Source organism: Steroidobacter agaridevorans (assembly GCF_009932555.1).
Classification (GTDB): Bacteria; Pseudomonadota; Gammaproteobacteria; order Steroidobacterales; family Steroidobacteraceae; genus Steroidobacter; species Steroidobacter agaridevorans.
In genome coordinates, this window is the sequence record NZ_BLJO01000001.1 from 1,176,296 (window position 1) to 1,200,762 (window position 24,467).

Here is a 24,467-nt window from a genome sequence, read left to right on the forward strand (position 1 = left end):
CGCGATTACTTCGTGACTTTGGATTCGATCAGGCGCGCGAACGCAATGTCCGCCCTGACCCACTGGATCAGCTCCAGCTTGTCCGCGCCGATCTGGTCGGCGAGGTCGCCGACATCCAGGGCGCATTGATCGGGCAAGCTCCTCAACAGCCGCAATACACGCCAGTAGTCGTGCTCCGCGGTCTCGATGTCGTCGTCAAGCTGCATATCCATGACGTGCTCCCCAGCTGAGTTCCCTTGCCCGAGTGTGTGAGGCGCTACATCGATGGCGACAGGAGAAACGCTTCCTCACCGGCGCTTCTCATGTGTGGCTCGAGATCGTCCAGCGACGTGTTGAGCGATTGCAGCCGCGCCCGCAGCTGGCGCACTTCCTGGAGCAGCCGCGGTACGTCCTGCCTGGCATTGACGATGAACTCGTGGTCGGCCGCGCTCGCGCCGACCAGTTCGATCGACTTGAACGTGCCAAGCTCGTTGCACAAGCCCAACTCGATGACGCTGACGTTGACCGCCTCGGCGCTGTCGGGAAGCCAGGGCCCGACGGTAGCCGCGGCCACCCGACGCTCCATCCGGTCCAGTTCTTCCTCACTCAACTCGTCGAACGCATGCATGCTCATAACTCCTCCTACTCCGGCAGTTTGAGAGCGCAATGAACTCCTTGGGTTTGGCGCAGGCTCCGCCCCGTCACGTGCTGGTAACGGCTTTCTTGTTGGTGAGGAAAAGGTAGCCCAACTGGCCTGAGACGCCGCCTGCAAAGAATGACAGTAGCTGCGTCATCCGCCGATCATGTGTACTGTCAATCGCGGGGAGTTCGCGATGCGCAAGACTGTCTTCATGTTTTCCGGCCAGGGCTCGCACTACTTTCGAATGGGCCAGGACCTGTTCGAACACGACCCGGTATTTCGCCAATGGATGCTGCGCCTGGACGATCTGGCGTCCTCCCTCTGCGGCGAGCGGGTCGTCGACGCCATCTACTCGCCGAGAGATCGCGAGACCTTCGATCGCACGTTGCAGACGCATCCGGCGATATTCATGGTCGAGTATTCGCTGGCGCAGAGCCTGATTCAGGCCGGCCTCAGACCCGACATCACTCTTGGCGCCAGCCTGGGCTCGTTTGCCGCGGCAACATTGGCAGGCTTCATGCGAGTCGAAGATGCGCTGGCAGCCGTGGTTCAACAGGCTGCGGCATTCGAAGCTTGCTGCGATCGAGGCGGAATGATCGCAGTGCTGGCGGACCAGACGCTATATGCACAGCCGTACCTTCGCGAGCAGAGCGAGTTGGCCGCGATTAACTTCTCTTCGCACATGGTGGTCTCTGCGCCGCAGGCTCATCTGGCACCGATCGAACGCTCGCTCGGCGAGGGCGAGGTGGTTTACCAACGCTTGCCGGTTTCGTACGCGTTTCATTCGCAGTGGATCGACGAGGCTCGCGCGCCCTTCGAGTCTTTCATGAGCTCGATTCGTGGTACTCCTGGCACGCTGCCGCTGGCCTCCTGTCGGGAAGCGACCTTGCTGACCGAGCTGCCGAACGATTTCTTCTGGCGTGTCGTGCGCGAACCGATCCGCTTCAAAGACACGATCGCCTCGCTGGAACAACGAGGCGCGCACCGTTACATCGATGTCGGGCCCGCAGGAACGCTGGCGACGTTCACGAAATATTGCCTGTCGTCAGATTCGCAATCGACGGCGCACGCCATCATGAGCCCTTTTGGGAATGAGCGTCGGAGTATGGCGGCGCTGCTGCGTGGCTGACGTTACTGCGAGGCTGCGCATGCACGGCAAGACATGAAACGACGCTGAGCACCACTAGCGTAAACGCCACATACTCGAGCGCGGTGGGCAGGCGCTGCTCCCACAGGAAACCGTAGATCAGCGCGAACAGCGTCTCGAACAGAATCATCTGCCCGACCAGCGTGAGCGGCAACAGCTTGCTCATGCGATTCCACAACGCGTTGCCGACCATCGAACACAAGATTGCGACAGCGGCCGCAACGCCGGCGAGTTTCATCCAAGCGAGCGCGGCATGTGATTCGGTAGCAAGCGCCAACGCCAGGGGAATCAGCAGAACGGCTTGGGCACCCGTCACCACACCGATGAGCATGTTCCATTCATGCGGCGATACGTGGTCGAGGCGCATCAGCCAGCGGCTATTTCCGACGGCGTAACACGTCCAGGAAATCAGCGCTCCCACGGCACAAAGCAATCCGACCACTTGTTTCAACACGGACTCGGAAGCCGGCCCAGCGAGCGCCTGCCATCCGATGCAGACCGCGCCGAGTGCGCTGAGCGCGAGTGATGGGATTAAACGGCGCAACGGCACTGCGCCCTTGTCGCGGCTGCCGACGATGGTGACGGCAACCGGCAGAAAGCCAATGACCAGAGATGTCATTGCGATGCCACCCAGGCGAACGGCACTCGCAAGCAGGATGTAATAGAGAACGTTGCCAGTGAGCGCCAGCCAGCCCAACGCAAGCCACTCACGTCGGCCCAGCAGCGGCTTGAGTTTGTGCCAGATTGGCGCAAGCAGGCAGAGGGAGAACAGGCCGTAGAAGAAATAACGGCCGATCGTCAGTTGCAGCGGGCCGAACTCCGGCACGAGCTCCGGCGCCAGGAACACCAGCCCCCACAGCGCGCCCGCCCCGATGCCGTATGCGACACCCGCAATTGTCCGCCCATCATTCCGCATGCATGCCTCCGCGACACGCGCAGGGTATGTCTACGGCGGACACTCGGTCTTGACCGATGCTCTCGTGGTTTAGTCCCGGGCTCTTGCCTGCCGCCGGTAGGCCGCGGGCGTCATCCCGGTCGCCTTGCGCATGGCGCGGGTCAACGCACTTTGATCTGCGTAGCCGAAGCGATACGCCAGTTCGGCAATCGACAGATCGGTACTACTCAGCAGCCGACACACATGTTCCAAGCGCAGATCGGTGAGCCACACGCGGGGCGACTTGCCGAGATTCTCTTGAAAAATCGCATGGAGCCTGCTGGCGCTGATGCGGACCCGTTCCGCCATGTTCTCCACGGTCCAATCCTTCGACAGATTTGCCTCAACCGTGGCGAGTAGCCCGGCCAGTCGTGAAGGCAATTGCGGCTCATCGCCCAGCAATGCATCCACCAGCAGCGGCACCCACAGATTCAACTTGTGGGGCAGCAGCCGCTCTTTCGCGAGCAGCGCGCCCATGTAATCGATCAGGTTGATCGCTTCCGGCGTCACCGACATGAAAGGCTGCGAGGCCAGACGATCGGCAGTTCGAGCATCGAGGTCGCGAGCACGCAGATCGAGGATCAGCGAACGGTTGAGGCCTTCACTCACCTGATCGTGTCGGGAGCCTGCCTCGACATACGCGACCACCGTTCGATCGACGATCGCCTCGCGCCCCGCGATATCCATCGACAGCTCGCCGGCGAGCGGCAACACGAGTTGGGAGAAGTCGTGAGTGTCCGCAGTGCTCTGCGTTCCGTAGGAACGGACGGCGATTGAATAGGAGGCGTTCAGCATCTCGTCACCGTGATCGAGTCTTTTTCGACGCGGCGAGATACGCATCGTTCAGACGCTGCAATACGCCGGGCCCCGCGCCTGCGCGCACCACTCGGCGTCGACCGAGGTGCAGCTCGCGCAACTCCTCCATGAATTCTTCCCACATCTGCGGCCCGCCTTCGAACAGCAGCCGCGCGCGGACGCTGAGCTCATGAGTCACAGGCAGATGCCGCCGCCCCCATTCGCCAAGCGTCGCCATCACCGGCACCAGCTGGATGGCAGGCTCCGTCAGGCTGTAGATCAACTTCTGCTTGTGGCTCGGATCCGGCGCACAGCTGATCAACCCGACTTCCTGCAGATGTTTGAGCCGCGCCGACAGGATGTTGGAGGCGATGCCCTCCATGTTGTTGTTCAACAGCTCCCGGAAATGCCGGTAATTGCCGAACATCATGTCCCGCAGCACCACCAGGCTCCAGCGATCGCCGAGCACCTCGGTGGCGAGATTGATGGCGCAGCCGGATTTCACGGCCAGTGCGGCGCTGTCGATCTTGGCACTCATACCGGTTGCATTGTGCAACTGGAATGGCTAGAGTCGCAACCGCTTGCAGAGTGCAACCAGTTAAGCCCCACGGAGCCCGCCATGCAATTCCTGTGTGCCTGCTATTACGACCTCGACGCCTTCGCCAAATTCCAGCCCGAGGACTTCAAGAAGCTCGGCGAAATCTGCGCGCCGCATGACGCTCGCCTCAAGGCGTCGGGGAAAGTCTCGCTGATCGGCTCGCTCTCCCTGCCGAATGACTTCAGGACCTTGCGCGCGCAGAAGAATGGCGCCGTGACGGATGAGCCCGGGCCCTATGAACAGACCAGGCAGCCGTTCGGCGCCTTCTTCATCGTCGAGGCCGAGAACATGGACGAAGCCGTCCGCATCGCCCGCCTGCATCCGGGCACGCATCTGGGCGACATGATGGCGGGCGGCATCGAGATCCGCCCGATCGAGAGTCTCGAACGTTGCGCTCGAGAATCGGCTTAAGGGTTCAATCCGTGGGCTGCGACGTCGGCGACAAACGCTGACGTCGTGGCAGATACCAAAGGACGACGGCCACGGGCGCGCCAACGGTAAGCCACGCAAGCACATCGCCTGCGGAATCCGACACCAGCGCGGAGATGAGCCCGACTGCTGTCAGCACACCAAGAACGATGGGCGCGGTCCAAACGCGAACAGCAGGTTTCGCGCTCACGGAGCAGCCCCTTCCGCGGCGAGCGCGCCCAATCGTGCTTCGATCGGCACGTTGCGCTTCTTGATCCACAAATAGACGCCGCTGCCGAGCACCACGATCGCGAGAACGTCGAGCAGCGCCCAGAGAATCTTCAGCACCATGCCGCCGTAGTCGCCGAAATGCAGCGGCTGCGACACCAGCAGCGCCTTCACGTACCACGGCAACGAGCGGCTATCGATGAACTCGCCGGTGCTCGCGTCGATCAACACGGGCGTGAGCAATTTCGAGGTGAGCGGCGTCGCTCCATACATGAAGGCGACGTAGTGATGCGGGCTGGAGAAATTCGTGCCGGGAAAGGCCATGAAGCTCAGCTCGGTGCCAGGCACCGTCGCGAGCGCCTTCTTCACCGCGTCGTCGGCCGAGCTGAGGTGCTGGACCGCGGGCTCGTTCTTGTACTTCGCGGTCATCTCGCTCATCTCGGTCTGTTGCCACACGCCGAGAATCGGAATCGCCAGCGTGTTGATGACGCCTGTCACGCCCACCGTCAGCAACCAGATCAGAGTCGCGATGCCGAGCAGGTTGTGGAGATCGAGCCACTTCAGCCGCGACGAACGACCGTGCCGAACGGTGCCGAACGGCAGCTTGCGCATGAATGGCCCATAAACCACGGTGCCCGACACCAGCGACGCGGCCAGCAGCAATCCCATGAATCCGAGGAACAAGGTGCCCGGCAGCCCGGTGAACATGTCGTAATGCAGGCGGAACATGAAATTCATGAAGCCCTGGTTCAACGGATACTCGTGCAGGAAATCGCCGGTGCGTGCGTCGAACATATAAAACGCCGATGAGTCGGGCGACTGCGGCGTCTCGGCCATGGAGACGAACCACGCCTCCGGCTCGTCGGGATCGCGCAAGACGAACGTCACCACATCCTGCGGCCGTTTGGCGCGCGCCGCCGACACGATCTCGTCGAGGCTGACCCTGCTGGTGACACCCGGCAGCTCCGGCGGCTCCACCGAGTAGCCGGTCGCGTGATCGATCTCGTGATAGAAGATGAGCGGCAGACCGGTGATGCACAACATGAGCAGAAACAGCGTGGACACCAGGCTGGTCCACTTGTGCACCCAATACCAACGCCGAATTGCGGACGAGCTCAGCATGACGACCATCCCAGGAAAGAGCGCTCGTTATACCGTCAACTCGGGCCAAATGCGAACCATTCCCGGCTGATAATTGTTATCGATGGCTGTAAGCTATTGATTTCACGATAAACCTGGCTATCGTATCGCAAGAACCACTCACTCATTGGAAGGGATAGCGCGCGATGTCGAAATTCGATCGTCGGTCGTTTTTGCAGCAGGCGGGCTTGGCGACGGCAGCCCTCGGCATGGGCGCCCCGCCGTTGCGAGCGTTCGCGGATGCACGCGCTACGCCGGAAGCATCCGGCGTTTCGTCACAGTCGATTCGCACATTCCTGGCGGCGGTCGCGGGCTCATCGCATGAGATGCACAGCCTCATGATCGTGCGCCATGGCCAGAATGTGGCGCAGGGATGGTGGCGGCCCTACCGCGCCGACACGCCGCAAAGTTTGTATTCGCTGAGCAAGAGTTTCACATCCAGCGCGGTGGGGTTCGCCGTCGCGGAAGGCAAGCTCAAGGTCACGGATCGCGTGCTCGACTTCTTTCCCGACCAGGCGCCGGCGACCGTCAGCGACAATCTGAAGGCGCTGCGCATCCAGCACTTGCTGACCATGTCGGCGGGACATGCGAAGGATCCGACACCGCTGGTCACCCGCGAACAGGATTGGGTCAAGGCGTTCCTATCGTTACCCATCGAACATGCGCCGGGCAGCCTGTTCGTCTACAACAGCGGCGCCACTTACATGCTGTCCGCCATCGTGCAGAAAGTGACGGGCGAGAAACTGAGCGATTACTTGCGCCCGCGATTGTTCGCGCCGTTGCAGGTGAGTGCGATTCGATGGGCGACGTGTCCGCTCGGCATCGACGCGGGCGGCTGGGGATTGAGTGCGACCACGGAGACGCTCGCGAAATTCGGGCGGCTGTATCTGCAGCAGGGTCAGTGGAACGGCAAACAACTGTTGCCGCAGTCCTGGGTCCAGGAAGCGACGACCTTCAAGATACAGCAGCCCGCCACCGCGCCCGGAACCGATCTCGCGCAACTGAAACAGACCAGCGATTGGCACCAGGGGTACGCATATCAGTTCTGGCGCTGCCGCCACGATGCGTTTCGTGGCGACGGAGCGTTCGGACAGTATTGCATCGTGCTGCCGAAGCAGGATGCGGTGATTGCAATCACCAGCGCCACTGGCGACATGCAAGGCCTGCTGAATCTGGTTTGGGAACATCTCTTGCCCGCCCTGCGGGACAAACCGCTGCCGGCCGATGCATCGGCAAGCTCGCAATTGCAGGAACAACTCGCCGCGTTGACGTTGCCCCTGCCCTCCGGCTCACACACATCTCCCACGAGCGCGCGTATCGACGGGCGCAGATTCGAGCTGGAATCGAACAGCCTCGGCGCAAAACACGTTGCGTTTCATTTCAAGCGCGATGCGTGCAAGTTCGAACTGACGACCGCTGCAGGTCGCTTCGACGTGGACTGTGGCATCGGTCGCTGGGCCGACGGCGTTACGTCCATGCCCGGCACGCCGCCGGAGATCAGCGGACTGGTCGGCTTACCCGTCGGCGAGCAGCCGCCAGTGAAGGTCGCAGCGGCGGGCATTTGGAAGGACGACAACACTCTCCAGATGCAATGGCGTTTCTATGGAACGCCACATCATGACGTCGTGACCTGCCGCTTCGACGACGACCGCGTGCAGGTCGAATTCAAGAACAGCATCACAACGATCAGCGGCGGCGGGCATCCCGAAACACGGCCGGCGCTGCAGGGACGGGCCCTGCTCGACAAACGGTAATTGTCGCGACTGCCGGGCTCGGGTACCGTAGCGGCTGTCGTCCGCGGGTGGGCGACGGGCCATAACAACTAAGGGAATATATGTTCGCGCGATTCTCCCGTAGCTGGCAGCTGGTGAAGGCGAGCGGCACTGTCCTACAACAGGACAAAGAGTTGTTGCTGTTCCCGGTGTTCTCGGCCCTTGCAACTCTGCTCGTGGCAGCGAGCTTCCTCGTCCCGCTGCTGTTCACCGGCACGCTCGACGGATTGCGCGGCTGGTCGAACGACGCGACCTCGTTGCTGGTCCTGTTCCTGTTTTATCTGGTCCAGTACTTCGTCATCTTCTTCTTCAACTCGGCGCTGGTGGGCGCGGCCATGATCCGGCTCGACGGCGGCGACCCGACGGTTGCTGACGGCCTGCGCATTGCCCGCTCGCGCATCGTGCAAATTCTCGGTTACGCAGCGATCGCCGCGACTGTAGGTATGATCCTGCGCCTCATCGAAGAGCGCGCCGGCTTCATCGGCCGCTGGATCGCAGGCTTACTTGGCGTGGCGTTCACGGCGGCGACATTCCTCGCCGTGCCTGTTCTGGTCAGCCGCGATGTGGGCCCCATGGATGCTGTGAAAGACAGCGCGGCGCTGCTGAAAAAGACCTGGGGCAAGAACATCATCGGCAACGTCGGCATCGGCCTGGTATTCTTCTTGTTCTATCTCGGCGCACTCGGCCTCGGCGTGGTGTTCATACTGGGCGTCTCGCAGACTGGCAGCGGCCCGCTATTCATTGCCGTCCTGAGCATCGTCGTGCTCGCTGTGGTCGGTCTGGCTCTTGTGCAGGCAGCGTTGCAGGGTGTCTACTCGGCGGCACTCTATCGGTATGCGACCGAGGGCAACGTCGGCGACGCCTTCGCCGGCCCATTGCTGAGCGACGCATTCAGACAGAAGCGCTGAACCATGGGACGAGTCACATACATTGCGCACGACGGCGCCCGCCACACCATCGAGCTGGCCGAAGACGAGTCGCTGATGCGGGGCGCGGTCGACAATCGAGTGCCTGGAATCGATGGGGATTGTGGCGGTTGCGCGGCCTGCGGCACCTGTCACATTCATGTCGCTGCGGACTGGCTGGGCAAGGTCGGTCCCGCCTCGGATGCGGAGCGGGAAATGCTCCAATTTGCGGATGGCGCCGCCGAGGACTCGCGCCTTGCCTGCCAGATCCGAATGCGCGACGAGCTCGATGGCATCGTCGTCCACACTCCGGAATCTCAACACTAGATCCCTCCTATGACTGACACCCTCGCCTCTCGCTCCGGGCCTCCAGTCACTTACAGTTTGGATGTGTTTCCGGACGCGCCGCCGACGCTCGAAGCCGCTCGCGCGCACGCGTACTCGCAACCGCTGGCCGAGATCGACGTCGCCAATCCGAAGCTGTTTCATGCCGATCTCGTGGAGCCTTACTTCGAGCGCTTGCGCCGGGAAGATCCGATTCATTACGTCGTGAGCCCGACGTTCGGCGGCTATTGGTCGATCACCCGCTACAACGACATCATGGCGGTCGATACCAATCACCAGCAGTTCTCTTCCGAGGCGGCGCTTGGCGGCATCACGATCAACACGGTGAGCAGCCCGCTACCCATGTTCATCGCGATGGATCCACCGAAGCACGATGAACAACGGCGCGCGGTACAACCCATCGTTGCACCCACCAACCTGCGCAATCTCGAGCCGCTGATTCGCAGCCGCGCCGCTGCGATCCTCGACGAGCTTCCCATCGGCGTCGAATTCGACTGGGTCGACAAGGTGTCGGTCGAGCTGACCGCGATGACGCTGGCGACGCTGATGGATTTTCCGCAGGAGCGGCGACGCAAGCTGACTCGCTGGTCCGACGTGGCGACGGCCGTTCCCGGCGGTGGCGTGATCGACCGGCCCGAGCAGTGGGTCGAAGAAATGTCGGAATGTTTCAGCACCTTTCAGGCGCTATGGAACGAACGCGCGGCTCGCCCGCCGGGCAACGATTTGATTTCGATGCTGGCGCACGGCGCCGGCACTCGGAACATGCCGCCGTATGAGTTTCAAGGCAATGTGGTGCTGCTCATCGTCGGCGGCAACGACACGACCCGTAACAGCATCACGGGCAGTGTGCTCGCGTTGAATCGGAACCCGGATCAATATCAGAAACTCCGCGAGCGTCCGGAGCTCGTTGCCAGCATGGTGTCCGAAACCATCCGCTGGCAAACCCCGCTCGCTCACATGCGCCGCACCGCCGTGCAGGATGTCGAGCTCGGGGGCAAGCTGATTCGCAAGGGCGACAAGGTCGTCATGTGGTATCTCTCGGGCAATCGCGACGAGACGGTCATCGAGCGACCTCACGAGTACCTGATCGATCGCGCGCGGCCGCGCCAGCACATTTCATTCGGCTACGGCATTCATCGCTGCGTCGGCAATCGGCTCGCCGAGCTGCAGCTGCAGGTCATTTGGGAAGAAATCTTGAAACGCTTTCCGCTGGTCGAAGTCGTCGGCCCGCCCGAACGTGTCTATTCGACCTTCGTGCACGGCTTCCGATCGCTGCCCGTCAGGATCCCGCGCCGGCATTGACGAAGCGGGTCGGCCACCTCGGCAGCCGACCCGGCGGGTGCAAACAAAACGATGAATCAGTTCACGCGCACCATGGCGACGCGTTCCGCCGGCGTGAGCTCGGACTCGAGCACGACGACGAAGCCGGTCTTGTTCTTGATCAGCGCGGCCTGGCCGCTCGCCAGCTTGCGATCGATCTTGTCCGGCGTGATGTTCCACATGGCGCCCGTGGCCGGATCCACCGCGAGCATGCCGATCAAACCGCCGACCAGCAGGTTGCCCCAGTACCAGCCGGACATCTTCGGGGTCAGCTCGACTTCGGTGACCTTGTAGCCGGGCATCTCCAGTCGCAGCGTGTAGCTCTGGCCCGAGAAGTAGCTCTTCTTGGGGTCGAGCGAAACCGTGCACGGGGTCTTTTCCACCGCCACGATATCCGCGATATCGCCGCCGCTCTTGCGCACCGACGCGGTAGCGCCCGGCGGTTGCGTAGCAATCGAAATCTCCCGGTTGCCGCCATGGACAATGGAAGCGCAGCCGCCTGCAAACACGCTCGCTCCCAGAATGCCGAACGCCAGCGCGCCTCGAACCCACCTGTTCCGACCCATGTTCCGTCCTCCGCTGAGTTTGTTTATTTCATCCGTTAAGTAACGGGCGGGGGACGCTAGCTTTGCAAGTCACATTACGTCAACGATTTCGGTATGAAACCATGACGTAGTCGTCATCCGGTCCGAATCAGTGCGCGACCACCTGCACCGGAGGCGATGTGAGCTGCAGCGGTGTTTCGAAATCGGCGAGATAGAGCAGCCGGTCGGGCGCGAGTGCATTTACAAGTGCGACCCGTGCACGGGTGGGCGCCGTGCCGCCCGGCGATCCTTCGGCCAGCAGCGCGACGCCTCGGTCGAAGCCGCTCACCTCGCTGAACCGAGTCACTTGCGCCGGCGTACCGACGAGTTGAGTGTCGCCGAATGCACCGCGAGTCGTCACGCCGAGGACTGTGTACGGGGTGCCGTCAACAAACCGGGCTTGTTGTACGAGCACGATGTTACCTGTCGAGTCGTACCAGGCCGTGCCGCCGGCTGCGACAATCGTGTCGGCCCCGTTGCTGGCGAGATCCAGCTCATGGATCTGGCCGCTCTTCAGATATAACACTGCACCGTCGTCCGGTCGCAAGCCCACCACTTCCGCGGCCGTGGCCACCTCGCGTGGATTGGGAGTTGCCGATATTTCTGCCACGTAGGCTCGACTCGGCAGCAACGGCGTTTCCACTGTGTAACCCACGCGCCGCCCTACGCCGCCGCCGATCGTCCCGCCCGTCAATGAAATCGTGCTCGCGCCAACAGACTCCCCGAATGCAAGCGTGTGGCTCACCTGAGTTTCGACCCGCAGTTGGCGCGCGTCGATATAGAACAGCCCCTGACGGCCGCCGCGATTTGCTCGAATCAGAATCGCGCTTTGATCGGCAGCGATCGAATAATCCAGCACGTCGTCGCTGGTCGCCGGATCGCTGATCGCAGAAACTGCAACAGTCGGGCTAGGACCCTCCGGCGTCACGGTGTAGAGCGACTTGGTGCCGCCCCCCGCAACCGACGAGGCCAGAAAGAACAGATTCCGCGAGTCGCGCGAGAAGCGCAGTCGACTTGCGAACACTGCATTCGTCGGGCTGACCTTGACCAAGGCCGCCGGGGTTGCCGCGTTGAAGACATACACGGAGTCGACGCTGCCGACGCGTGCGATCAGCGCGATCCACTGACCGTCAGGACTGACGATGAACTGCTCCGCGTTGCTGGTATTGAGAGGCAGCGTCGCGCCCGACGGCAAAGGCACCGTGCCCCTCTGAATCGGCGCGGCCGTGCGCACGAACCCGAGATCGACAGTCGCGGCGTTGGTTCTATCCTCCCGCCGATAGACGACGGTTGCGCCGTTCTGGGAAGCGGCGAAGCCACGCAGCCGCATGTTGCCTTCGGTCGCCGCCGTCAGTGCAGTGGGCGCCGAAGCGAAATCGCTCATATAAAGCTCAGGCGAGCCATTCGCCGCCGGATCGCCCGCGAGGACGATCCGAAACGGTTCGACACCCACAAAGACGGCGGCAGTCCCGATGGCCGATTCGGAGCTCGAATCGGTGACGCGATATTTGAAGCGGGTCACTCCCTTGAATCCGCCCGGCAGTCCACTGATGCCGATCGAGGAGTCCGTGTTGACGGCGGCACTGCCCGCGAGCGGCCCCTCTTCGATCGTCACGGTGAGCGGATCGGAATCGGCATCTGTATCGTTCGCCAGCACCGCGATGTTTGCTAGCGCCGAGCCGTCCGCACGCAAGGCGTCGTTTGCCGCGACCGGCGCGCGATTTGGATGCACGTTGATGTTGACGGTTCCCGGGACAGAGTTGCCGGCGCTGTCGTTTACCTGAACACGAAAGCTATCGTCGCCGAGGAATCCCGAAGCGGGACGATAAACGAATGCGCCACTGGGACTGAAGCTGACGAGAGCGCCGCTCGCAGGATTGGCGGCCACCGAGAACGTGAGCGCATCGCCCGTCGGGTCGGTCGCAGACACCTGGCCTTGCAGATCGGTATTCAGCTTGGTCGAGAAATCGGCTGCCCCAAGCACGGGGGGTGAATTCGAAGCGCGACCGGAGGTACGACCTCCGCCCCCACCACCACCGCATCCAGCCATGCATAGAACGACAATCGGAATGAATGCGCGGCACAGCGACGTCTGCTTCGAGGCGTTCTGCATGTCCCCTCCCCGCACGTTCTTAGGTGCGGAGGCAACAAAATACTGCAGAGAATCCCCAAGCTCAGCCCGCGAACTCCCTACAATGTGCGAAATAGTCGGCGCCCCCGCCCACTACATATATTTCTTACTTGCGCGATGCGCCGCGTAATTGAGCCGCGATGGACTGCAAGCCGCCGAGGGCGAAGGCGACCATGTGATCGATCAGCGAGTCGGTGTCGACCAGCAGCGCTGGAAATATTTTCTTTTGCCACTCCGGGCTCGCGATCAACATGAACAGGCACGGGCCCACGATGCTCACGGTCGAGCGGCTCACCGCGGGATGAGTGGGTGGCACGCCGAGAATGTCACCTATCATTCCGGTCACCAGCCGGGCCTTGGGCATGACCTGATTCTTCATCATGTTGTCCATGAGCGAAGTGGGCGCCATCAACTCCCGGCTCAACACTCGCAATTCCCACGCGCCCTCGTCACGCTTGGCGACCTCGCCGACGATCTTCCGTAGCAACAACCGCAGCTTGTCCGCCCCGCTGGCGGCGCTTTGCGTGATCTCCGTGACGATGTCTATGCTGACCAACCTTGCATGCGCCTCCTCGAGCACGGCGGCATACAAACCGTCCTTGCCGCCAAAGTGATAATTCACAGCGGCAATGTTGGCATTGGCTCGCTCGCAGATCTCCTTGCTGGTCGCGTAGACATAGCCCCGTTCAGCAAACACGCGTCCCGCGACTTCCAGCAATTGTTGCCTCGTCTGCGCGCCGTCCTCGCGCGCCGCCGCTCGTGCCGGCGGACGCTTGGCTGCGCGCCGTGGCTTCGAGGCGGTCCTGTCGGTCTTGCGGGGACGCATGCGCGGGCTCATGTGGAGTTGAAATTCAAATTTGATTTTGAATAGACTGACGGCAGTTTGCAACCCTGCTCGGGGACTGGCCGTGTCAAAAAGAAGTATCGCACTCGCCGTCGTCGCTCTGCTGGCACTCGCCGCGCTCGGCTATTGGGTGTTCGGCGGCAACGACGACGATTCGCACATCGTTCTGCAGGGGAATGTCGACCTGCGCCAGATCGAGCTGCCCTTCAACGACAGCGAGCGCATTGCCGAAGTGCTGGTGGAGGAAGGCTCCACGGTGAAAGCCGGTCAGGTGCTGGCGCGACTCGATACCGGCCGACTCCTGCCCCGCGTCGCGCAGGCCGAAGCTCGCGCCGCCGCGCAACGCGAAGTGCTCAGGAAACTTCGTAATGGCGCGCGTCCGGAAGAAGTTGCTCAAGCCAGAGCGGCGCTGGCAGCGGCGCAAGCGGAGGCAGCGAATGCCACCAGCCAATTGCAGCGTCTTCGCAGTATCAGCGACGAATCCAAAGGACGCGCCATCAGCCCGCAAGATCTCGAAGCAGCTATCGCGGCGGCCCGCATGAGCGAAGCCCAGGCCGAAAGCTCGCGCAAGGCGCTCGAACTGACGCTCGCCGGCCCACGCCAGGAAGAGATCGATCAAGCCAAAGCGCAACTCGATGCGGCCGAAGCCGATCTCGCCCTGCTGAAGCGACAACTCGCCGATGCGGACTTGCTCGCGCCGACCGACGGCGTGATTCGCAATCGGCTCATGGAACCGGGCGAGCTGGCCACTCCGCAGCGCCCGGTGTTCGCGATTGCAATCACGACGCCGAAGTGGGTTCGCGCATATCTGTCCGAAGTCGAGTTGAGCCGAGTCGCATTGGGCGCACCGGCACGCGTGACGATGGACAGTGCGCCGAATAATCCGCTGGAGGGCAAAGTGGGTTTCATCTCCTCCACCGCGGAGTTCACGCCGAAAACCGTGCAGACCGAGGAGCTACGCACCAGCCTGGTCTATGAGATTCGCGTATTCGTCGACGATCCCGAAGACCGGCTGCGGCTCGGCATGCCCGCGACGGTGACGATCACGCCGACTCAGCAGCAAGCGAACGTGCGCGAGTCCGGAAGATGAACGCCGCCGACGACTTCATCGTTCGCGGTGACAACCTCACCAAACGATTCGAACGTCAGAAGCTCGACACTATTACGGCGCTCGACCGTGTGTCGTTTGGCGCACGGCCGGGCGCATTGACTGCGTTGGTCGGTCCGGACGGCGCAGGCAAAACGACCCTGCTGCGTCTCGCTGCGGGGCTCATGCGAGCCGATGAGGGCTCGCTCACCGTGCTCGGCCTGGACGCGGCGAAACAGCCGCAAGCGATTCAAGATCGCATCAGCTACATGCCTCAGCGCTTCGGTCTCTACGAGGACCTGAGCGTGCAGGAAAATCTCGATCTGTATGCGGACCTCCATGGCGTCACCCCGGAGCAGCGCGCCGAGCGTTATCCGCGACTCATGGAAATGACGGCACTGGCGCCGTTTCTCGACCGGCTCGCCGGCAAACTCTCCGGCGGCATGAAACAGAAGCTCGGTCTCGCCTGCACGCTGGTGCGCTCACCGGAGCTGTTGTTGCTGGATGAACCGACGGTCGGCGTGGATCCCCTCTCGCGACGCGAGCTGTGGGACATCGTCAGCGGGCTCGTGGAAAACGAAGGTCTCTCCGTGATCGTCAGCACCTCCTACATGGACGAGGCGGAACGTTGCGCACACGTCGTCGTTCTGCACGAAGGCCACGTGTTGGCGAGCGGTACCCCGCAAGAGTTGATGTCGCGCGCGAGCGGTCATTCTTTCCTGGCGATGTCACAGCGGGGAACTCCAGCGCGCAAACTGCAAGCAGATCTCATCGATCGCCCCGACGTGATCGACGCCGTGCCTCACGGCGGCCAGGTGCGGGTGGTCCTGGGCGATCGCGAGCCCTTGTCGCTACAGGACGTGACGTTCGAACCGACGTCGCCCATCCTCGAAGACAGCTTGATGATGCTGTTGCGTCATAAGACGGACGAGCAGCCGGCCGCAAACGCAGCGCTGGAGCTGACCAGGAAGGATTCGCTGGATCACTCCGAGGTCGTCATCGAAGTGCACGATCTGGTGCGCAAGTTCGGCGACTTCACGGCGGTGAACCGCACCAGCTTCGAAGTGAAGCGCGGCGAAGTGTTTGGGCTGCTCGGCCCGAATGGCGCCGGCAAGACGACCACCTTTCGCATGCTGTGTGGTCTGCTGCCCGCAACCTCGGGAACGTTGAAAGTCGCTGGCGCCGACCTGCGGCGTGCACGCGCCGAGGCGCGACAGAACATCGGCTACGTCGCGCAGAAATTCTCGCTCTATGGCGATATCAGCGTGCTCGAGAACTTGCAGTTCTTCGCCGGCGCCTACGGTTTGCGTAATTCGCGAGCGGCACAGCGCATCGAATGGGCGCTCGATAATTTCGAGCTCAAGCAGCGCGCGTCGTCGACGGCCGGTTCGCTGCCCGGCGGCTTTCAACGCCGCCTCGCAATGGCCGCCGCCCTGCTGCACGAGCCCGCCATCGTGTTTCTCGACGAGCCGACGAGCGGCGCGGATCCTTTGGCAAGACGAGAATTCTGGCGGCGTATCGGCTCGCTGGCCGATCACGGCACGACCATCGTGGTCACCACCCACTTCATGGAAGAAGCCGAGTACTGCGATCGGATCATGATTCAGGACGCGGGCACGATGCTGGCGATCGGCACGCCGGAAGAAGTACGCAGGCAGGCCGGCTCGGGCGGCGAACCCGCGCACTCCATGGAAGACGCCTTCATTGGCATCGTCGAACAAGGCCGGGAACGGGCGCAGCGACAGGAGCACGCGGCATGAGCGACGTTCACACATCTCGTCTGTCCTGGCGGCGCTTGCGCGCGCTCACCCTGAAAGAAACCCGTCAGTTGCTGCGTGATAAGAGCAACCTGATGGTCGGCCTGTTTCTGCCGTTCGTGCTGATTCTGGTGTTCGGCTATGGCTTGTCGTTCGACATCAAGAACGCGCCCGTCGCCATCGTTTCGCAGGACACCTCGCCCACCGCCCAGGATGTCGTCGCCGGATTTTATTTGTCGCCCTACTTCACCGTGACCCGGTTGCACTCCATGGAGGAGGCGCAGCGCTTGATGCGCGCGGGCGAGGTCGAGGCGATCGTCTATCTGCAATCCGATTTTTCCCGTCGACTGGCCGCGAGCGACGCAACCATCCAAGTGCTCGTCAACGGCGTCGACGCCAACCGCGCACGTGTGCTGGAAGGCTTCGCGCAAGGCGCGATCGCGCAGTGGAGCAACAAACGTGCGGTGTCCGGCGCCAGCATCGCTCCGGCGCCTGCGGTCAGACTGGAAACCCGCTTGTGGTTCAACGAGGCGAACACCAGCACGCACTTTCTGGTTCCCGGGCTCATCGTGCTGATCATGACGCTGAACGGCGCGCTCTTGACGTCGCTGGTCATGGCGCGTGAATGGGAACGAGGCACGCTGGAGTCGTTGTTCGTCACGCCGATCAATACCGGCGAGCTGATCGCCTCGAAGCTCATTCCCTACTTCGGCGTGGGCCTGGCAGGCCTCACGATGTGCCTGCTCGCGGGCAAGTTCATGTTCTTTGTCCCCATCCGCGGCTCGCTGCTGCTGATCGTGCTGATCTCGATGCTTTACCTGCTGGTGTCGTTGAGCCTGGGCTTGCTGATCTCCGCCGCCACCAAGAATCAATTCCTCGCCTCGCAGATCGCCCTGATCACCAGCTTTCTGCCGGCGCTGATGCTGTCGGGATTCATTTTCGATCTGCGCAGCGTGCCCGCGATCGTCCGCGCCATCAGCACCGTGCTGCCGCCGACCTACTACGTCGAAGCGCTGCAGACGCTATTTCTCGCCGGCAACGTGCCCGGCCTGCTGATCAAAGACACGGCCGTGCTGCTGACGGCGGCCGTCGTGCTGTTCGTGCTCATCCGGATCAACACACGGAAACAATTGGTATGAACGCGACACTACATCGGATCGCGATTCTGATCCGCAAGGAGCTGATCGCCATCTTGAAAGATCCGCGCAGCCGCCTGGTGCTGATCATGCCCGTGGTGCTGCAATCGCTGCTGTTCGGCTATGCAGCCACCTTCGATCTGAACGAGGTGCCCTATGCGCTGCTCGATACCGATCGCAGCAATGCCTCGACCCAGTTCGTGACCCTGCTCGACGGCTCGGGCGTGTTCGATCGGGTCGCGAACCTGAGCAGCGCACAACAGATCGGCGAGACGATCGGCAAGAAGCGCGCGCTGATCGTCATTCATCTGCCCGCGGACTTCGAGCGCAACATCGTTTCGGGACGCGGCGGGGTCGTGCAAGTCATCGCGGACGGCCGTAACTCGAACACCGGCAACGTCGCCGCCTCATATGTCACAGCCGCAGTCGATCGTTTCAACTCGCAGTGGAACGAGCTGCGCGGCGGCCCGACACCGGCGCTGCGGATTGAAACGCGCGCCTGGTACAACCCGAACCTGGAAACGCGCTGGGCCATGATTCCCAGCCTGATCGGCGCGCTGAGCATGCTTCAGGTGCTGATGCTGTCGGCGCTGTCGGTGGCGCGGGAACGCGAACAGGGCACGTTCGATCAGTTGCTCGTCACGCCGCTGCGCCCGACGGAAATCATGGTCGGCAAAGCGGTGCCGCCGATTCTGATCGGGCTGGTGCAGTCGTCCATCATTTTCCTGATCGCGCGTTTCTGGTTCGGCATTCCTTTTCAAGGATCGCTGTTCACGCTGTATTCCGGCCTGCTGCTGTTCACGACCGCGGCGGTCGGCATTGGCCTCGCGCTCTCGGCGTTCTCGAAGACCATGCAGCAGGCGATGCTGTACACATTCGTTCTGCTGATGCCGATGATGCTGCTGTCGGGCCTGACCTCGGCAATCAGCAACATGCCGTCGGCCATGCAATACCTCACTTATGCCAATCCGCTGCGCTATGCCATCGACCTGGTGCGGCGTGTGTATCTCGAAGGAGCAAGCTTCGGTTATCTGCTCCACGACATGTGGCCGCTGGTGATCATCGCGTTGGTGACCCTGCCGGCCGCGGTGTGGTTGTTCAGACACCGGCTCGTTTAGGTGCGTCATGCGAAGCAAGATCTGGATCATCGTCAGTTCGGCGCTGTTGAGCGCGTGCGCCGTCGGCCCCGACTTCAAGGAGCCGCAACCCGACCTGCCGCAACAGTGGCGAGCCCCCACGGCGACGAACGATGCGGTCGAGCGCGAGTGGTGGAAACAATTTCAGGATCCGACGCTCGATGATCTCGTCACACGCGCGCTGGCGAATAACGCTCAGGTGCAGATCGCGACGCTGCGGGTGGCGCAGAGCCGCTTAGTCCGTCGTGTCGAGGCCGGCGCGCGTTGGCCAGTCGTCAATGCCAACGCCGCCTACTCGCGCGAACGAACCAGCGAGAACGGCACCGCCACCCGAATGATCGACCTGATCGCGCCGGCAGGCGGTCGCGACCAGATCGTCTCGCTGCTCAGCGAACCCTTCAGTGTCTTCCAAGGCGGTTTCGACGTCGGCTGGGAACTGGACTTGTGGGGACGCGTGCGCCGCTCGGTCGAAGCGGCCGACGCGAATGCGCGGCTGAGCGAAGAAGATTTGCGCGACGCTCAACTTTCTCTGGTTGGCGAAGTGGTGCGCGGCTATCTCGAGTTGCGGGGTGTTCAAGACCAGCTGCGCATCGCGAATGCGGATGTGGCCGCCAGCGCGGATCTGGTGGAACTTACGCAGTATCGCGTCAAAGGCGGCCTGGTCGATGAGCTCGATCTCACCACCCAGCGCGCACGTCTTGCCGAAGCGCGCTCGAACCTCCCGCAATTGAGACAGCAGGAAACGCAACTCGTGAGTGCGCTGGCGGTGCTACTCAACGTGCAGCCCGGTGCTCTCGATGCGCAACTCGTAGCGACGCCGCCGACTTTCACCGTGCCCTCCGCGCTCGCTGGTGGCGTGCCCTCGGAAATCGCCAGACGCCGTCCGGACATTCAACGGGCCGAAGCACAGCTGCAGGCGGCCACGGCTGAGATCGGTGTCGCGGTAGCGGATTTATATCCACGCTTCACGCTGACCGGCAGCTTCGTCCAACAGTCGCTGCACGGCTCGGATCTCACCGAATGGGGCTCTCGACAGTGGTCCATCGGGCCGAACCTGAGCTTGCCGATTTTCGATGGCGGCCGTCGGCGCGCGTCGGTCGAGCTTCGCAAGCTCGATCAACAGCAGGCCGCTGTGACCTATCAGCAAACGGTGTTGCGTGCGTGGCATGAGATCGAGAATGCCTTGAGCGGCTACAGTGCCGAGCGGGAGCGCAATAGCGAGCTCGCGACCGCGCTCGCTCAAAGCCGCGACGCGTATGAAATCGCCCGAGTCCGCTACAACCACGGCATGATCAACTACCTCGCCGAGCTCGATGCGCGTCGTACGTTATTGCAAACCGAACGCGCCTACAGTCAAAGCAACACTCAGCTGGGAACTCAGTGGGTCGCGGTCTATAAAGCACTCGGCGGCGCCTGGACGCCTTGAGGACGACGCGCCGCTTGCGGGTATGCATATTGGCTGGGCGCAGCCAAGGCGCCATTCAAGATGAGATCGACCGCCGAAGTGACGCGAGCGTGAATCTCGGTCGGATCGGGGCGCTCTCTCAGGCCAAATAGCATCTGCAGGTGGATATCTCCACGGAGCATCGAGAAGAATTGCCGTGCGGCATCCGCAGGCTCTTCGATGTTGATCTCACCTCGCAACTGGGCCTGCTCCAATACTTTGCGAACGGCTTCGATGGCCCGCTCGGGCGCATATTCCCAATACGCATCAGCCGCAGCACCGAAGCGGCTCGATTCCGAGATGGCCACTTTGTAGAGGCCGAGTCCCGACCGCGACATCAAGGCGCCCATGATTGCATTGCCGAGTTGGATCAGAGCGGCCTGCACCGGCTGGCCTCCGCCGCGCTCGATTCCTGCCAGGGCCCGATCGACATTGCGACTGGCCACTTCACGAATATGGTTGGCGAGCCAGTGGGCGAAATCGATGGGACGCGCGCCCGGCTCGGCTGCCAGGCGACGATACAAACCATGCGGTGTCCACGTCCAATAACGCCGGCCCAACAGGAACGAAGTCAGGACCGCGCAATTGGACCACCCGCGCGCTTGATTGCCACAGCCGGGAATGGACTCGCGAATCTGCAGAATGTTTCCTGCCGCTCCCCAGCGCAGAAACTTGACCGCTTCATCCAGCGTCAGCACGTTGATGAGCATTCGGGTCCACCACGGCTCGACCAGAATCCAACTGCTGTCGTCCACCATGCGCATCGCGAACACGTGCTGATAGTTTCCCGGAACAAAACGATGCCACCATTGCTTCTGCAGGCCGGGCACGAAACAAATGAACCAGTCGGCGGCGGGAAAGCTCACCGGCGAGCCGTCCGCATCGATCTCGATGGCCAGTTCGTCGGGAACGCCTTCGACATGAGACCGGCCGTCCCGCGTTCCCCTCGGAATACCGCCGCCCAATCTTGCGCGGCTAAGCAGGCTCGACATGGCGATGCTCCCCATTGACGCCGTCGCAAAACACATCGACCACGGCGAAAACATCGGCCGCAAGCTCGCGCGGACAGAATTCCACCATGTCCACGTTGGCCCGAAGCAATGACAGGAAATGGCTTGCCAACAACTGCGGATCCGCTCGACGCAGCTCGCCGCTGGCTTGCGCGGCTTTGAAGAAATCCGCAAGGCGCTGCGTCAGGCGGCCCGGGCCGACGTCATAAAAATCACGGCCCAGGCCCGTATGCCGAATCGATTCCGTGATGGCGATCCGATACAGGCTGCGCAAGTGCGAGGTGGCATAGATATCCGCGACGCACTGACCGTACTCGATCAGCCGCGTTCTCAACTCTGGCTGTGTCGGATCGGTGCTGAGACTGGCGGACATGGCATCCGACAGCTCTGAGACCATCGCGAGCAGCAATTCGCGCTTGCCGCCGAATGTGTCGGCGACTTCCTGCATCGAAACTCTCGACCTCGAGATCGCCGCCTCGATGTTTGTACTCGCATCGGTAGCGCGCAGCACCTTCGCCACTTCTTCCATGATCGTGGCGCGCGAGCGTCGAGGGCCGGCGACAATGTTCGAGTTCATGGCGCCAGTCTTGAAGAATCCGCCCGGCCATCTCTTGAACGACTCAGCGCTCGGTTGGATGAATGGACGATGGCTGAGGCATGAGGCGATAGCCCCTGCCCGTTGCCACGATGCCCGGCGTTCGAGGGATGCGTCTACTCGAATCCTTCCTTGCAGCATCACCGTTGCCGCTGTCGACGAGGAGCAACCATGGCCGAGCAGTTTCAGGGCGTCATCAAACTCGATGTACGTGACTCCAAAGCGGACTGGACACCTTACGAGTTGAAACGTGCGCCGAAAGGCGCGCCGAACATTCTGGTCGTCCTCTACGACGATACTGGCCAGGCCGCGTGGTCGCCGTTCGGTGGACGCATCAATATGCCGACGCTGCAGCGGCTCGCCGACAACGGTCTGCTCTATTCGCAGTGGCATACGACCGCGCTGTGCTCGCCCACGCGCTCGACCTTTCTCACCGGCCGCAATCATCACGTGAACCGCAGTGCCTGCATCACCGAAGCATCGAACGGATTTCCGGGCGCTGCGGGCCGCTTGCCGGCCGAGTGCGCGACCATTGGCCAGGTGTTACAGGAGAATGGCTACAGCACCTTCTGGCTCGGCAAGAATCACAACGTGCCCGAAGAGGACATCGCGGGCGGCGGCAGCCGCTCCGAATGGCCGCTGGCCAAGGGCTTCGATCGCTTCTACGGCTTCCTCGGCGGCGAGACCAACAACTGGTATCCGGATCTGGTCGAAGACAATCATTTCATCGATCAACCGTACGGTCCGGAGAAGGGTTATCACCTCTCGGAAGATCTCGCGGATCAGGCGCTCAAGATGTTGCGCGACCAGCAGGCAAGCAATCCGTCCAAGCCTTGGTACATGTGGTTCTGTCCCGGCGCGAACCACGCGCCTCATCACAGCCCCAAAGCGTACGCCGACAAGTACAAAGGCAAGTTCGACGATGGCTACGAGGCATATCGCGAATGGGCGCTGCCGCGCATGATCGAGAAAGGCATCTTGCCAAAGGGCACGAAGCTGACGCCGCTCAATCCCATGCCCGAGGACGTGCAGAATTCCGTGCCCGGCGACGCCGTGCGTCCCTGGAACACTCTCAACGCGGACGAGAAGAAACTTTTCGCCCGGATGGCCGAAGTGTACGCGGGCTTTTCCGAGTACACCGACGCTCAGGTCGGCCGCATCGTCGAATACCTCGAGCGCAGCGGGCAGCTGGACAACACCATCATCTTCTACTGTTCCGACAACGGCGCGTCCGGCGAGGGCAGCCCGAACGGCTCGGTCAACGAGAACAAGTTCTTCAACGGCTATCCCGACGAGCTCGCCGAGAATCTGAAATATCTGAAGACGCTCGGCGGCCCCGACACCTACAACCATTATCCGACCGGCTGGGCCGTGGCCTTCAGCACGCCCTATCAAATGTTCAAGCGCTACTCGCAATACTGCGGCGGCACGTGCTGTCCGCTGGTCATTCACTGGCCCAAAGGCATCCAGGCCAAGGGCGAGATCCGCGACCAATATCACCACTGCACCGACATCGTCCCGACCATTCTCGACGTCACCGGACTGGAGATGCCGGAAACCTATCGCGGCGTCGAGCAGTATCCGCTGAACGGCGTGTCGATGCGCTACAGCTTCGACCAGGCCAATGCGCCGACGCAAAAGAAACGTCAGTATTATGCGATGCTCGGCACCCGCGGCATCTGGGAAAACGGCTGGAAGGCGTCTGCGATGCACGCGCCGCTCAGCGGTGTCGGCCACTTCGACAAGGATCAGTGGGAGCTGTATCACGTCGACGAGGATCGGGCCGAGGCCGACAATGTCGCCGCCCAACATCCCGAGAAGCTGGCGGCACTGGTCGATGCCTGGTTCGAAGAGGCCGAGAAAAATTTCGTCCTGCCGCTGGACGATCGCAATGCTACCGAGCTGCTGACCATCGAGCGCCCGCAGGCCGAAGTGCCGCGAACGCGTTACGTGTATTTCCCAGGCACTGCCCCGATTCCCGAAGGCGTCGCCGTGAATATTCGCGGCCGCTCATACAAGGTGATTGCCGATGTCGACCTCACCGACAAGGCGGCCGGCGTGATCTTCGCGCACGGCTCGCGTTTCGGCGGGCACTCGCTGTTCATCAAGGATCGAAAGCTCTGCTACGTCTACAACTTCCTCGGCATCAAGCCGGAGCAGAAGTTCGTCTCGCCGGAGTTGCCGAGCGGCAAACATTCGCTCGGTGTGGAATTCGTGCGCGAATCCGCCGGCGAGAATCACGAGTCGGTCGGCAAGGCCAGGCTTTACGTCGACGGCCAGGTCGTGGCCGAGGGCCCCATGCGTGCGCAAGTAGGCAAGTTCACGTTATCGGGCGATGGACTTTGCGTCGGCTACGACAGCGGCGACAACGTCAGCCAGGAGTACAAGAACCCCGCCCGGTTCACTGGCGGCACCATCCTCGGCGTCGGCATCGACATCAGCAAGGAGTCGTACGTCGACATGGACAAGGAGGCGGCGGCCGCTCTTGCGCGCGACTAGTCGGGCCAGCGCAAGACGAAACGTTACGCGCAC

The 24,467-nt window shown here is 62.2% G+C and carries 24 protein-coding genes; 12 read left to right on the plus strand and 12 right to left on the minus strand.

The features are described from left to right. Positions 1-5: 5 nt before the first annotated feature. Both GYH35_RS04900 and GYH35_RS04905 read right to left on the minus strand, forming a co-directional pair. The gene (locus GYH35_RS04900; protein WP_161814572.1) at positions 6-212 is read right to left on the minus strand and encodes a hypothetical protein; all 207 of its coding nucleotides are present in this window, start codon (positions 210-212) and stop codon (positions 6-8) included. Between the two features lie 44 nt (positions 213-256). Next, entirely contained in the window at positions 257-613 is a 357-nt protein-coding gene (locus tag GYH35_RS04905; protein ID WP_161814573.1) for a hypothetical protein, read from the minus strand. A 199-nt stretch (positions 614-812) separates the two neighbouring features. Between GYH35_RS04905 and GYH35_RS04910 the strand changes: the two genes are divergently transcribed. After that, positions 813-1,748, plus strand: a complete 936-nt coding sequence (locus GYH35_RS04910) for an acyltransferase domain-containing protein (RefSeq protein ID WP_161827784.1) — start codon at positions 813-815, stop codon at positions 1,746-1,748. On the opposite strand, the gene GYH35_RS04915 is transcribed toward GYH35_RS04910, so the two are convergent. The 3 genes from GYH35_RS04915 to GYH35_RS04925 form a co-directional block, all read right to left on the minus strand. Beyond that, positions 1,693-2,682 carry a DMT family transporter gene (locus tag GYH35_RS04915; RefSeq protein ID WP_161814575.1) on the minus strand — a complete coding sequence of 330 codons (990 nt, stop codon included), beginning with the start codon at positions 2,680-2,682 and terminating at the stop codon, positions 1,693-1,695. The genes GYH35_RS04910 and GYH35_RS04915 overlap by 56 nt on opposite strands. Positions 2,683-2,751: 69 nt before the next feature. Then, on the minus strand, positions 2,752-3,495 hold the full coding sequence (locus tag GYH35_RS04920; protein WP_161827785.1) for a helix-turn-helix transcriptional regulator: 744 nt from the start codon (positions 3,493-3,495) through the stop codon (positions 2,752-2,754). Positions 3,496-3,499: 4 nt separating this feature from the next. Further along, a complete protein-coding gene (locus tag GYH35_RS04925; RefSeq protein ID WP_161814577.1) occupies positions 3,500-4,033 on the minus strand; it encodes a winged helix-turn-helix transcriptional regulator in 534 nt (177 codons plus the stop codon). 81 nt (positions 4,034-4,114) lie between these two features. On the opposite strand from GYH35_RS04925, the gene GYH35_RS04930 reads away from it, so the two are divergent. Then, positions 4,115-4,504: a YciI family protein gene (locus GYH35_RS04930; RefSeq protein WP_161827786.1), complete on the plus strand. Its 390-nt coding sequence runs from the start codon at positions 4,115-4,117 to the stop codon at positions 4,502-4,504. Positions 4,505-4,508: 4 nt separating this feature from the next. Here GYH35_RS04930 and GYH35_RS04935 read toward each other — a convergent pair whose 3' ends face one another. Then, positions 4,509-4,712 carry a hypothetical protein gene (locus tag GYH35_RS04935; protein ID WP_161827787.1) on the minus strand — a complete coding sequence of 68 codons (204 nt, stop codon included), beginning with the start codon at positions 4,710-4,712 and terminating at the stop codon, positions 4,509-4,511. Beyond that, on the minus strand, positions 4,709-5,848 hold the full coding sequence (locus GYH35_RS04940; protein ID WP_161814849.1) for a PepSY-associated TM helix domain-containing protein: 1,140 nt from the start codon (positions 5,846-5,848) through the stop codon (positions 4,709-4,711). The genes GYH35_RS04935 and GYH35_RS04940 overlap by 4 nt, the downstream gene beginning before the upstream one ends. A gap of 167 nt (positions 5,849-6,015) precedes the next feature. Here GYH35_RS04940 and GYH35_RS04945 point away from each other — a divergent pair, with 167 nt between their 5' ends. From GYH35_RS04945 to GYH35_RS04960, 4 genes are all read left to right on the plus strand, one after another. Then, entirely contained in the window at positions 6,016-7,623 is a 1,608-nt protein-coding gene (locus tag GYH35_RS04945; RefSeq protein WP_161827788.1) for a serine hydrolase domain-containing protein, read from the plus strand. Positions 7,624-7,703: 80 nt separating this feature from the next. Next, the gene (locus tag GYH35_RS04950) at positions 7,704-8,549 is read left to right on the plus strand and encodes a DUF6159 family protein (protein ID WP_161827789.1); all 846 of its coding nucleotides are present in this window, start codon (positions 7,704-7,706) and stop codon (positions 8,547-8,549) included. A 3-nt stretch (positions 8,550-8,552) separates the two neighbouring features. Beyond that, positions 8,553-8,873 (plus strand): 2Fe-2S iron-sulfur cluster-binding protein, encoded by a 321-nt coding sequence (locus tag GYH35_RS04955; protein ID WP_161827790.1) that lies wholly within the window; start codon positions 8,553-8,555, stop codon positions 8,871-8,873. A 9-nt stretch (positions 8,874-8,882) separates the two neighbouring features. Then, entirely contained in the window at positions 8,883-10,193 is a 1,311-nt protein-coding gene (locus tag GYH35_RS04960) for a cytochrome P450 (protein WP_161814584.1), read from the plus strand. A 56-nt stretch (positions 10,194-10,249) separates the two neighbouring features. Here GYH35_RS04960 and GYH35_RS04965 read toward each other — a convergent pair whose 3' ends face one another. The 3 genes from GYH35_RS04965 to GYH35_RS04975 all read right to left on the minus strand — a co-directional run bounded on the left by GYH35_RS04965 (position 10,250) and on the right by GYH35_RS04975 (position 13,752). Next, positions 10,250-10,777: a peptidase associated/transthyretin-like domain-containing protein gene (locus GYH35_RS04965; protein ID WP_161814585.1), complete on the minus strand. Its 528-nt coding sequence runs from the start codon at positions 10,775-10,777 to the stop codon at positions 10,250-10,252. A 127-nt stretch (positions 10,778-10,904) separates the two neighbouring features. Beyond that, the gene (locus GYH35_RS04970) at positions 10,905-12,908 is read right to left on the minus strand and encodes an Ig-like domain-containing protein (protein ID WP_161827791.1); all 2,004 of its coding nucleotides are present in this window, start codon (positions 12,906-12,908) and stop codon (positions 10,905-10,907) included. 124 nt (positions 12,909-13,032) lie between these two features. Next, the gene (locus GYH35_RS04975) at positions 13,033-13,752 is read right to left on the minus strand and encodes a CerR family C-terminal domain-containing protein (RefSeq protein ID WP_161814587.1); all 720 of its coding nucleotides are present in this window, start codon (positions 13,750-13,752) and stop codon (positions 13,033-13,035) included. Positions 13,753-13,834: 82 nt separating this feature from the next. Between GYH35_RS04975 and GYH35_RS04980 the strand changes: the two genes are divergently transcribed. From GYH35_RS04980 to GYH35_RS05000, 5 genes are read left to right on the plus strand one after another with little or no spacing between them, the layout of a single operon-like run. Beyond that, a complete protein-coding gene (locus tag GYH35_RS04980; RefSeq protein ID WP_161827792.1) occupies positions 13,835-14,860 on the plus strand; it encodes an efflux RND transporter periplasmic adaptor subunit in 1,026 nt (341 codons plus the stop codon). Continuing rightward, positions 14,857-16,617, plus strand: coding sequence for an ATP-binding cassette domain-containing protein (locus GYH35_RS04985; RefSeq protein ID WP_161827793.1), 1,761 nt, complete (start codon positions 14,857-14,859; stop codon positions 16,615-16,617). The genes GYH35_RS04980 and GYH35_RS04985 overlap by 4 nt, the downstream gene beginning before the upstream one ends. After that, positions 16,614-17,753, plus strand: coding sequence for an ABC transporter permease (locus GYH35_RS04990; RefSeq protein WP_161814590.1), 1,140 nt, complete (start codon positions 16,614-16,616; stop codon positions 17,751-17,753). The genes GYH35_RS04985 and GYH35_RS04990 overlap by 4 nt, the downstream gene beginning before the upstream one ends. Next, positions 17,750-18,868: an ABC transporter permease gene (locus GYH35_RS04995; RefSeq protein ID WP_161827794.1), complete on the plus strand. Its 1,119-nt coding sequence runs from the start codon at positions 17,750-17,752 to the stop codon at positions 18,866-18,868. The genes GYH35_RS04990 and GYH35_RS04995 overlap by 4 nt, the downstream gene beginning before the upstream one ends. A 7-nt stretch (positions 18,869-18,875) precedes the next feature. Beyond that, positions 18,876-20,312 (plus strand): efflux transporter outer membrane subunit, encoded by a 1,437-nt coding sequence (locus tag GYH35_RS05000; RefSeq protein WP_161814592.1) that lies wholly within the window; start codon positions 18,876-18,878, stop codon positions 20,310-20,312. On the opposite strand, the gene GYH35_RS05005 is transcribed toward GYH35_RS05000, so the two are convergent. Beyond that, positions 20,279-21,322 carry a TetR/AcrR family transcriptional regulator C-terminal domain-containing protein gene (locus GYH35_RS05005; protein WP_161814593.1) on the minus strand — a complete coding sequence of 348 codons (1,044 nt, stop codon included), beginning with the start codon at positions 21,320-21,322 and terminating at the stop codon, positions 20,279-20,281. The two genes, GYH35_RS05000 and GYH35_RS05005, sit on opposite strands and share 34 nt — an antisense overlap. Next, entirely contained in the window at positions 21,306-21,917 is a 612-nt protein-coding gene (locus GYH35_RS05010) for a TetR/AcrR family transcriptional regulator C-terminal domain-containing protein (RefSeq protein WP_161814594.1), read from the minus strand. The genes GYH35_RS05005 and GYH35_RS05010 overlap by 17 nt, the downstream gene beginning before the upstream one ends. 189 nt (positions 21,918-22,106) lie before the next feature. On the opposite strand from GYH35_RS05010, the gene GYH35_RS05015 reads away from it, so the two are divergent. Further along, positions 22,107-24,434: an arylsulfatase gene (locus GYH35_RS05015; RefSeq protein WP_161814595.1), complete on the plus strand. Its 2,328-nt coding sequence runs from the start codon at positions 22,107-22,109 to the stop codon at positions 24,432-24,434. Positions 24,435-24,467: the final 33 nt, after the last annotated feature.

Coding starts and splice junctions, on each gene's coding strand:
- GYH35_RS05005 (WP_161814593.1), bottom strand. CDS start 21,322: ATGTCGAGCCTGCTTAGCCGCGCAAGATTGGGCGGCGGTATTCCGAGG.
- GYH35_RS04955 (WP_161827790.1), top strand. CDS start 8,553: ATGGGACGAGTCACATACATTGCGCACGACGGCGCCCGCCACACCATC.
- GYH35_RS04915 (WP_161814575.1), bottom strand. CDS start 2,682: ATGCGGAATGATGGGCGGACAATTGCGGGTGTCGCATACGGCATCGGG.
- GYH35_RS04985 (WP_161827793.1), top strand. CDS start 14,857: ATGAACGCCGCCGACGACTTCATCGTTCGCGGTGACAACCTCACCAAA.
- GYH35_RS04995 (WP_161827794.1), top strand. CDS start 17,750: ATGAACGCGACACTACATCGGATCGCGATTCTGATCCGCAAGGAGCTG.
- GYH35_RS04975 (WP_161814587.1), bottom strand. CDS start 13,752: ATGCGTCCCCGCAAGACCGACAGGACCGCCTCGAAGCCACGGCGCGCA.
- GYH35_RS04965 (WP_161814585.1), bottom strand. CDS start 10,777: ATGGGTCGGAACAGGTGGGTTCGAGGCGCGCTGGCGTTCGGCATTCTG.
- GYH35_RS04910 (WP_161827784.1), top strand. CDS start 813: ATGCGCAAGACTGTCTTCATGTTTTCCGGCCAGGGCTCGCACTACTTT.
- GYH35_RS04960 (WP_161814584.1), top strand. CDS start 8,883: ATGACTGACACCCTCGCCTCTCGCTCCGGGCCTCCAGTCACTTACAGT.
- GYH35_RS04950 (WP_161827789.1), top strand. CDS start 7,704: ATGTTCGCGCGATTCTCCCGTAGCTGGCAGCTGGTGAAGGCGAGCGGC.
- GYH35_RS05000 (WP_161814592.1), top strand. CDS start 18,876: ATGCGAAGCAAGATCTGGATCATCGTCAGTTCGGCGCTGTTGAGCGCG.
- GYH35_RS04990 (WP_161814590.1), top strand. CDS start 16,614: ATGAGCGACGTTCACACATCTCGTCTGTCCTGGCGGCGCTTGCGCGCG.
- GYH35_RS05010 (WP_161814594.1), bottom strand. CDS start 21,917: ATGAACTCGAACATTGTCGCCGGCCCTCGACGCTCGCGCGCCACGATC.
- GYH35_RS04945 (WP_161827788.1), top strand. CDS start 6,016: ATGTCGAAATTCGATCGTCGGTCGTTTTTGCAGCAGGCGGGCTTGGCG.
- GYH35_RS04930 (WP_161827786.1), top strand. CDS start 4,115: ATGCAATTCCTGTGTGCCTGCTATTACGACCTCGACGCCTTCGCCAAA.
- GYH35_RS04970 (WP_161827791.1), bottom strand. CDS start 12,908: ATGCAGAACGCCTCGAAGCAGACGTCGCTGTGCCGCGCATTCATTCCG.
- GYH35_RS04900 (WP_161814572.1), bottom strand. CDS start 212: ATGGATATGCAGCTTGACGACGACATCGAGACCGCGGAGCACGACTAC.
- GYH35_RS05015 (WP_161814595.1), top strand. CDS start 22,107: ATGGCCGAGCAGTTTCAGGGCGTCATCAAACTCGATGTACGTGACTCC.
- GYH35_RS04905 (WP_161814573.1), bottom strand. CDS start 613: ATGAGCATGCATGCGTTCGACGAGTTGAGTGAGGAAGAACTGGACCGG.
- GYH35_RS04920 (WP_161827785.1), bottom strand. CDS start 3,495: ATGCTGAACGCCTCCTATTCAATCGCCGTCCGTTCCTACGGAACGCAG.
- GYH35_RS04925 (WP_161814577.1), bottom strand. CDS start 4,033: ATGAGTGCCAAGATCGACAGCGCCGCACTGGCCGTGAAATCCGGCTGC.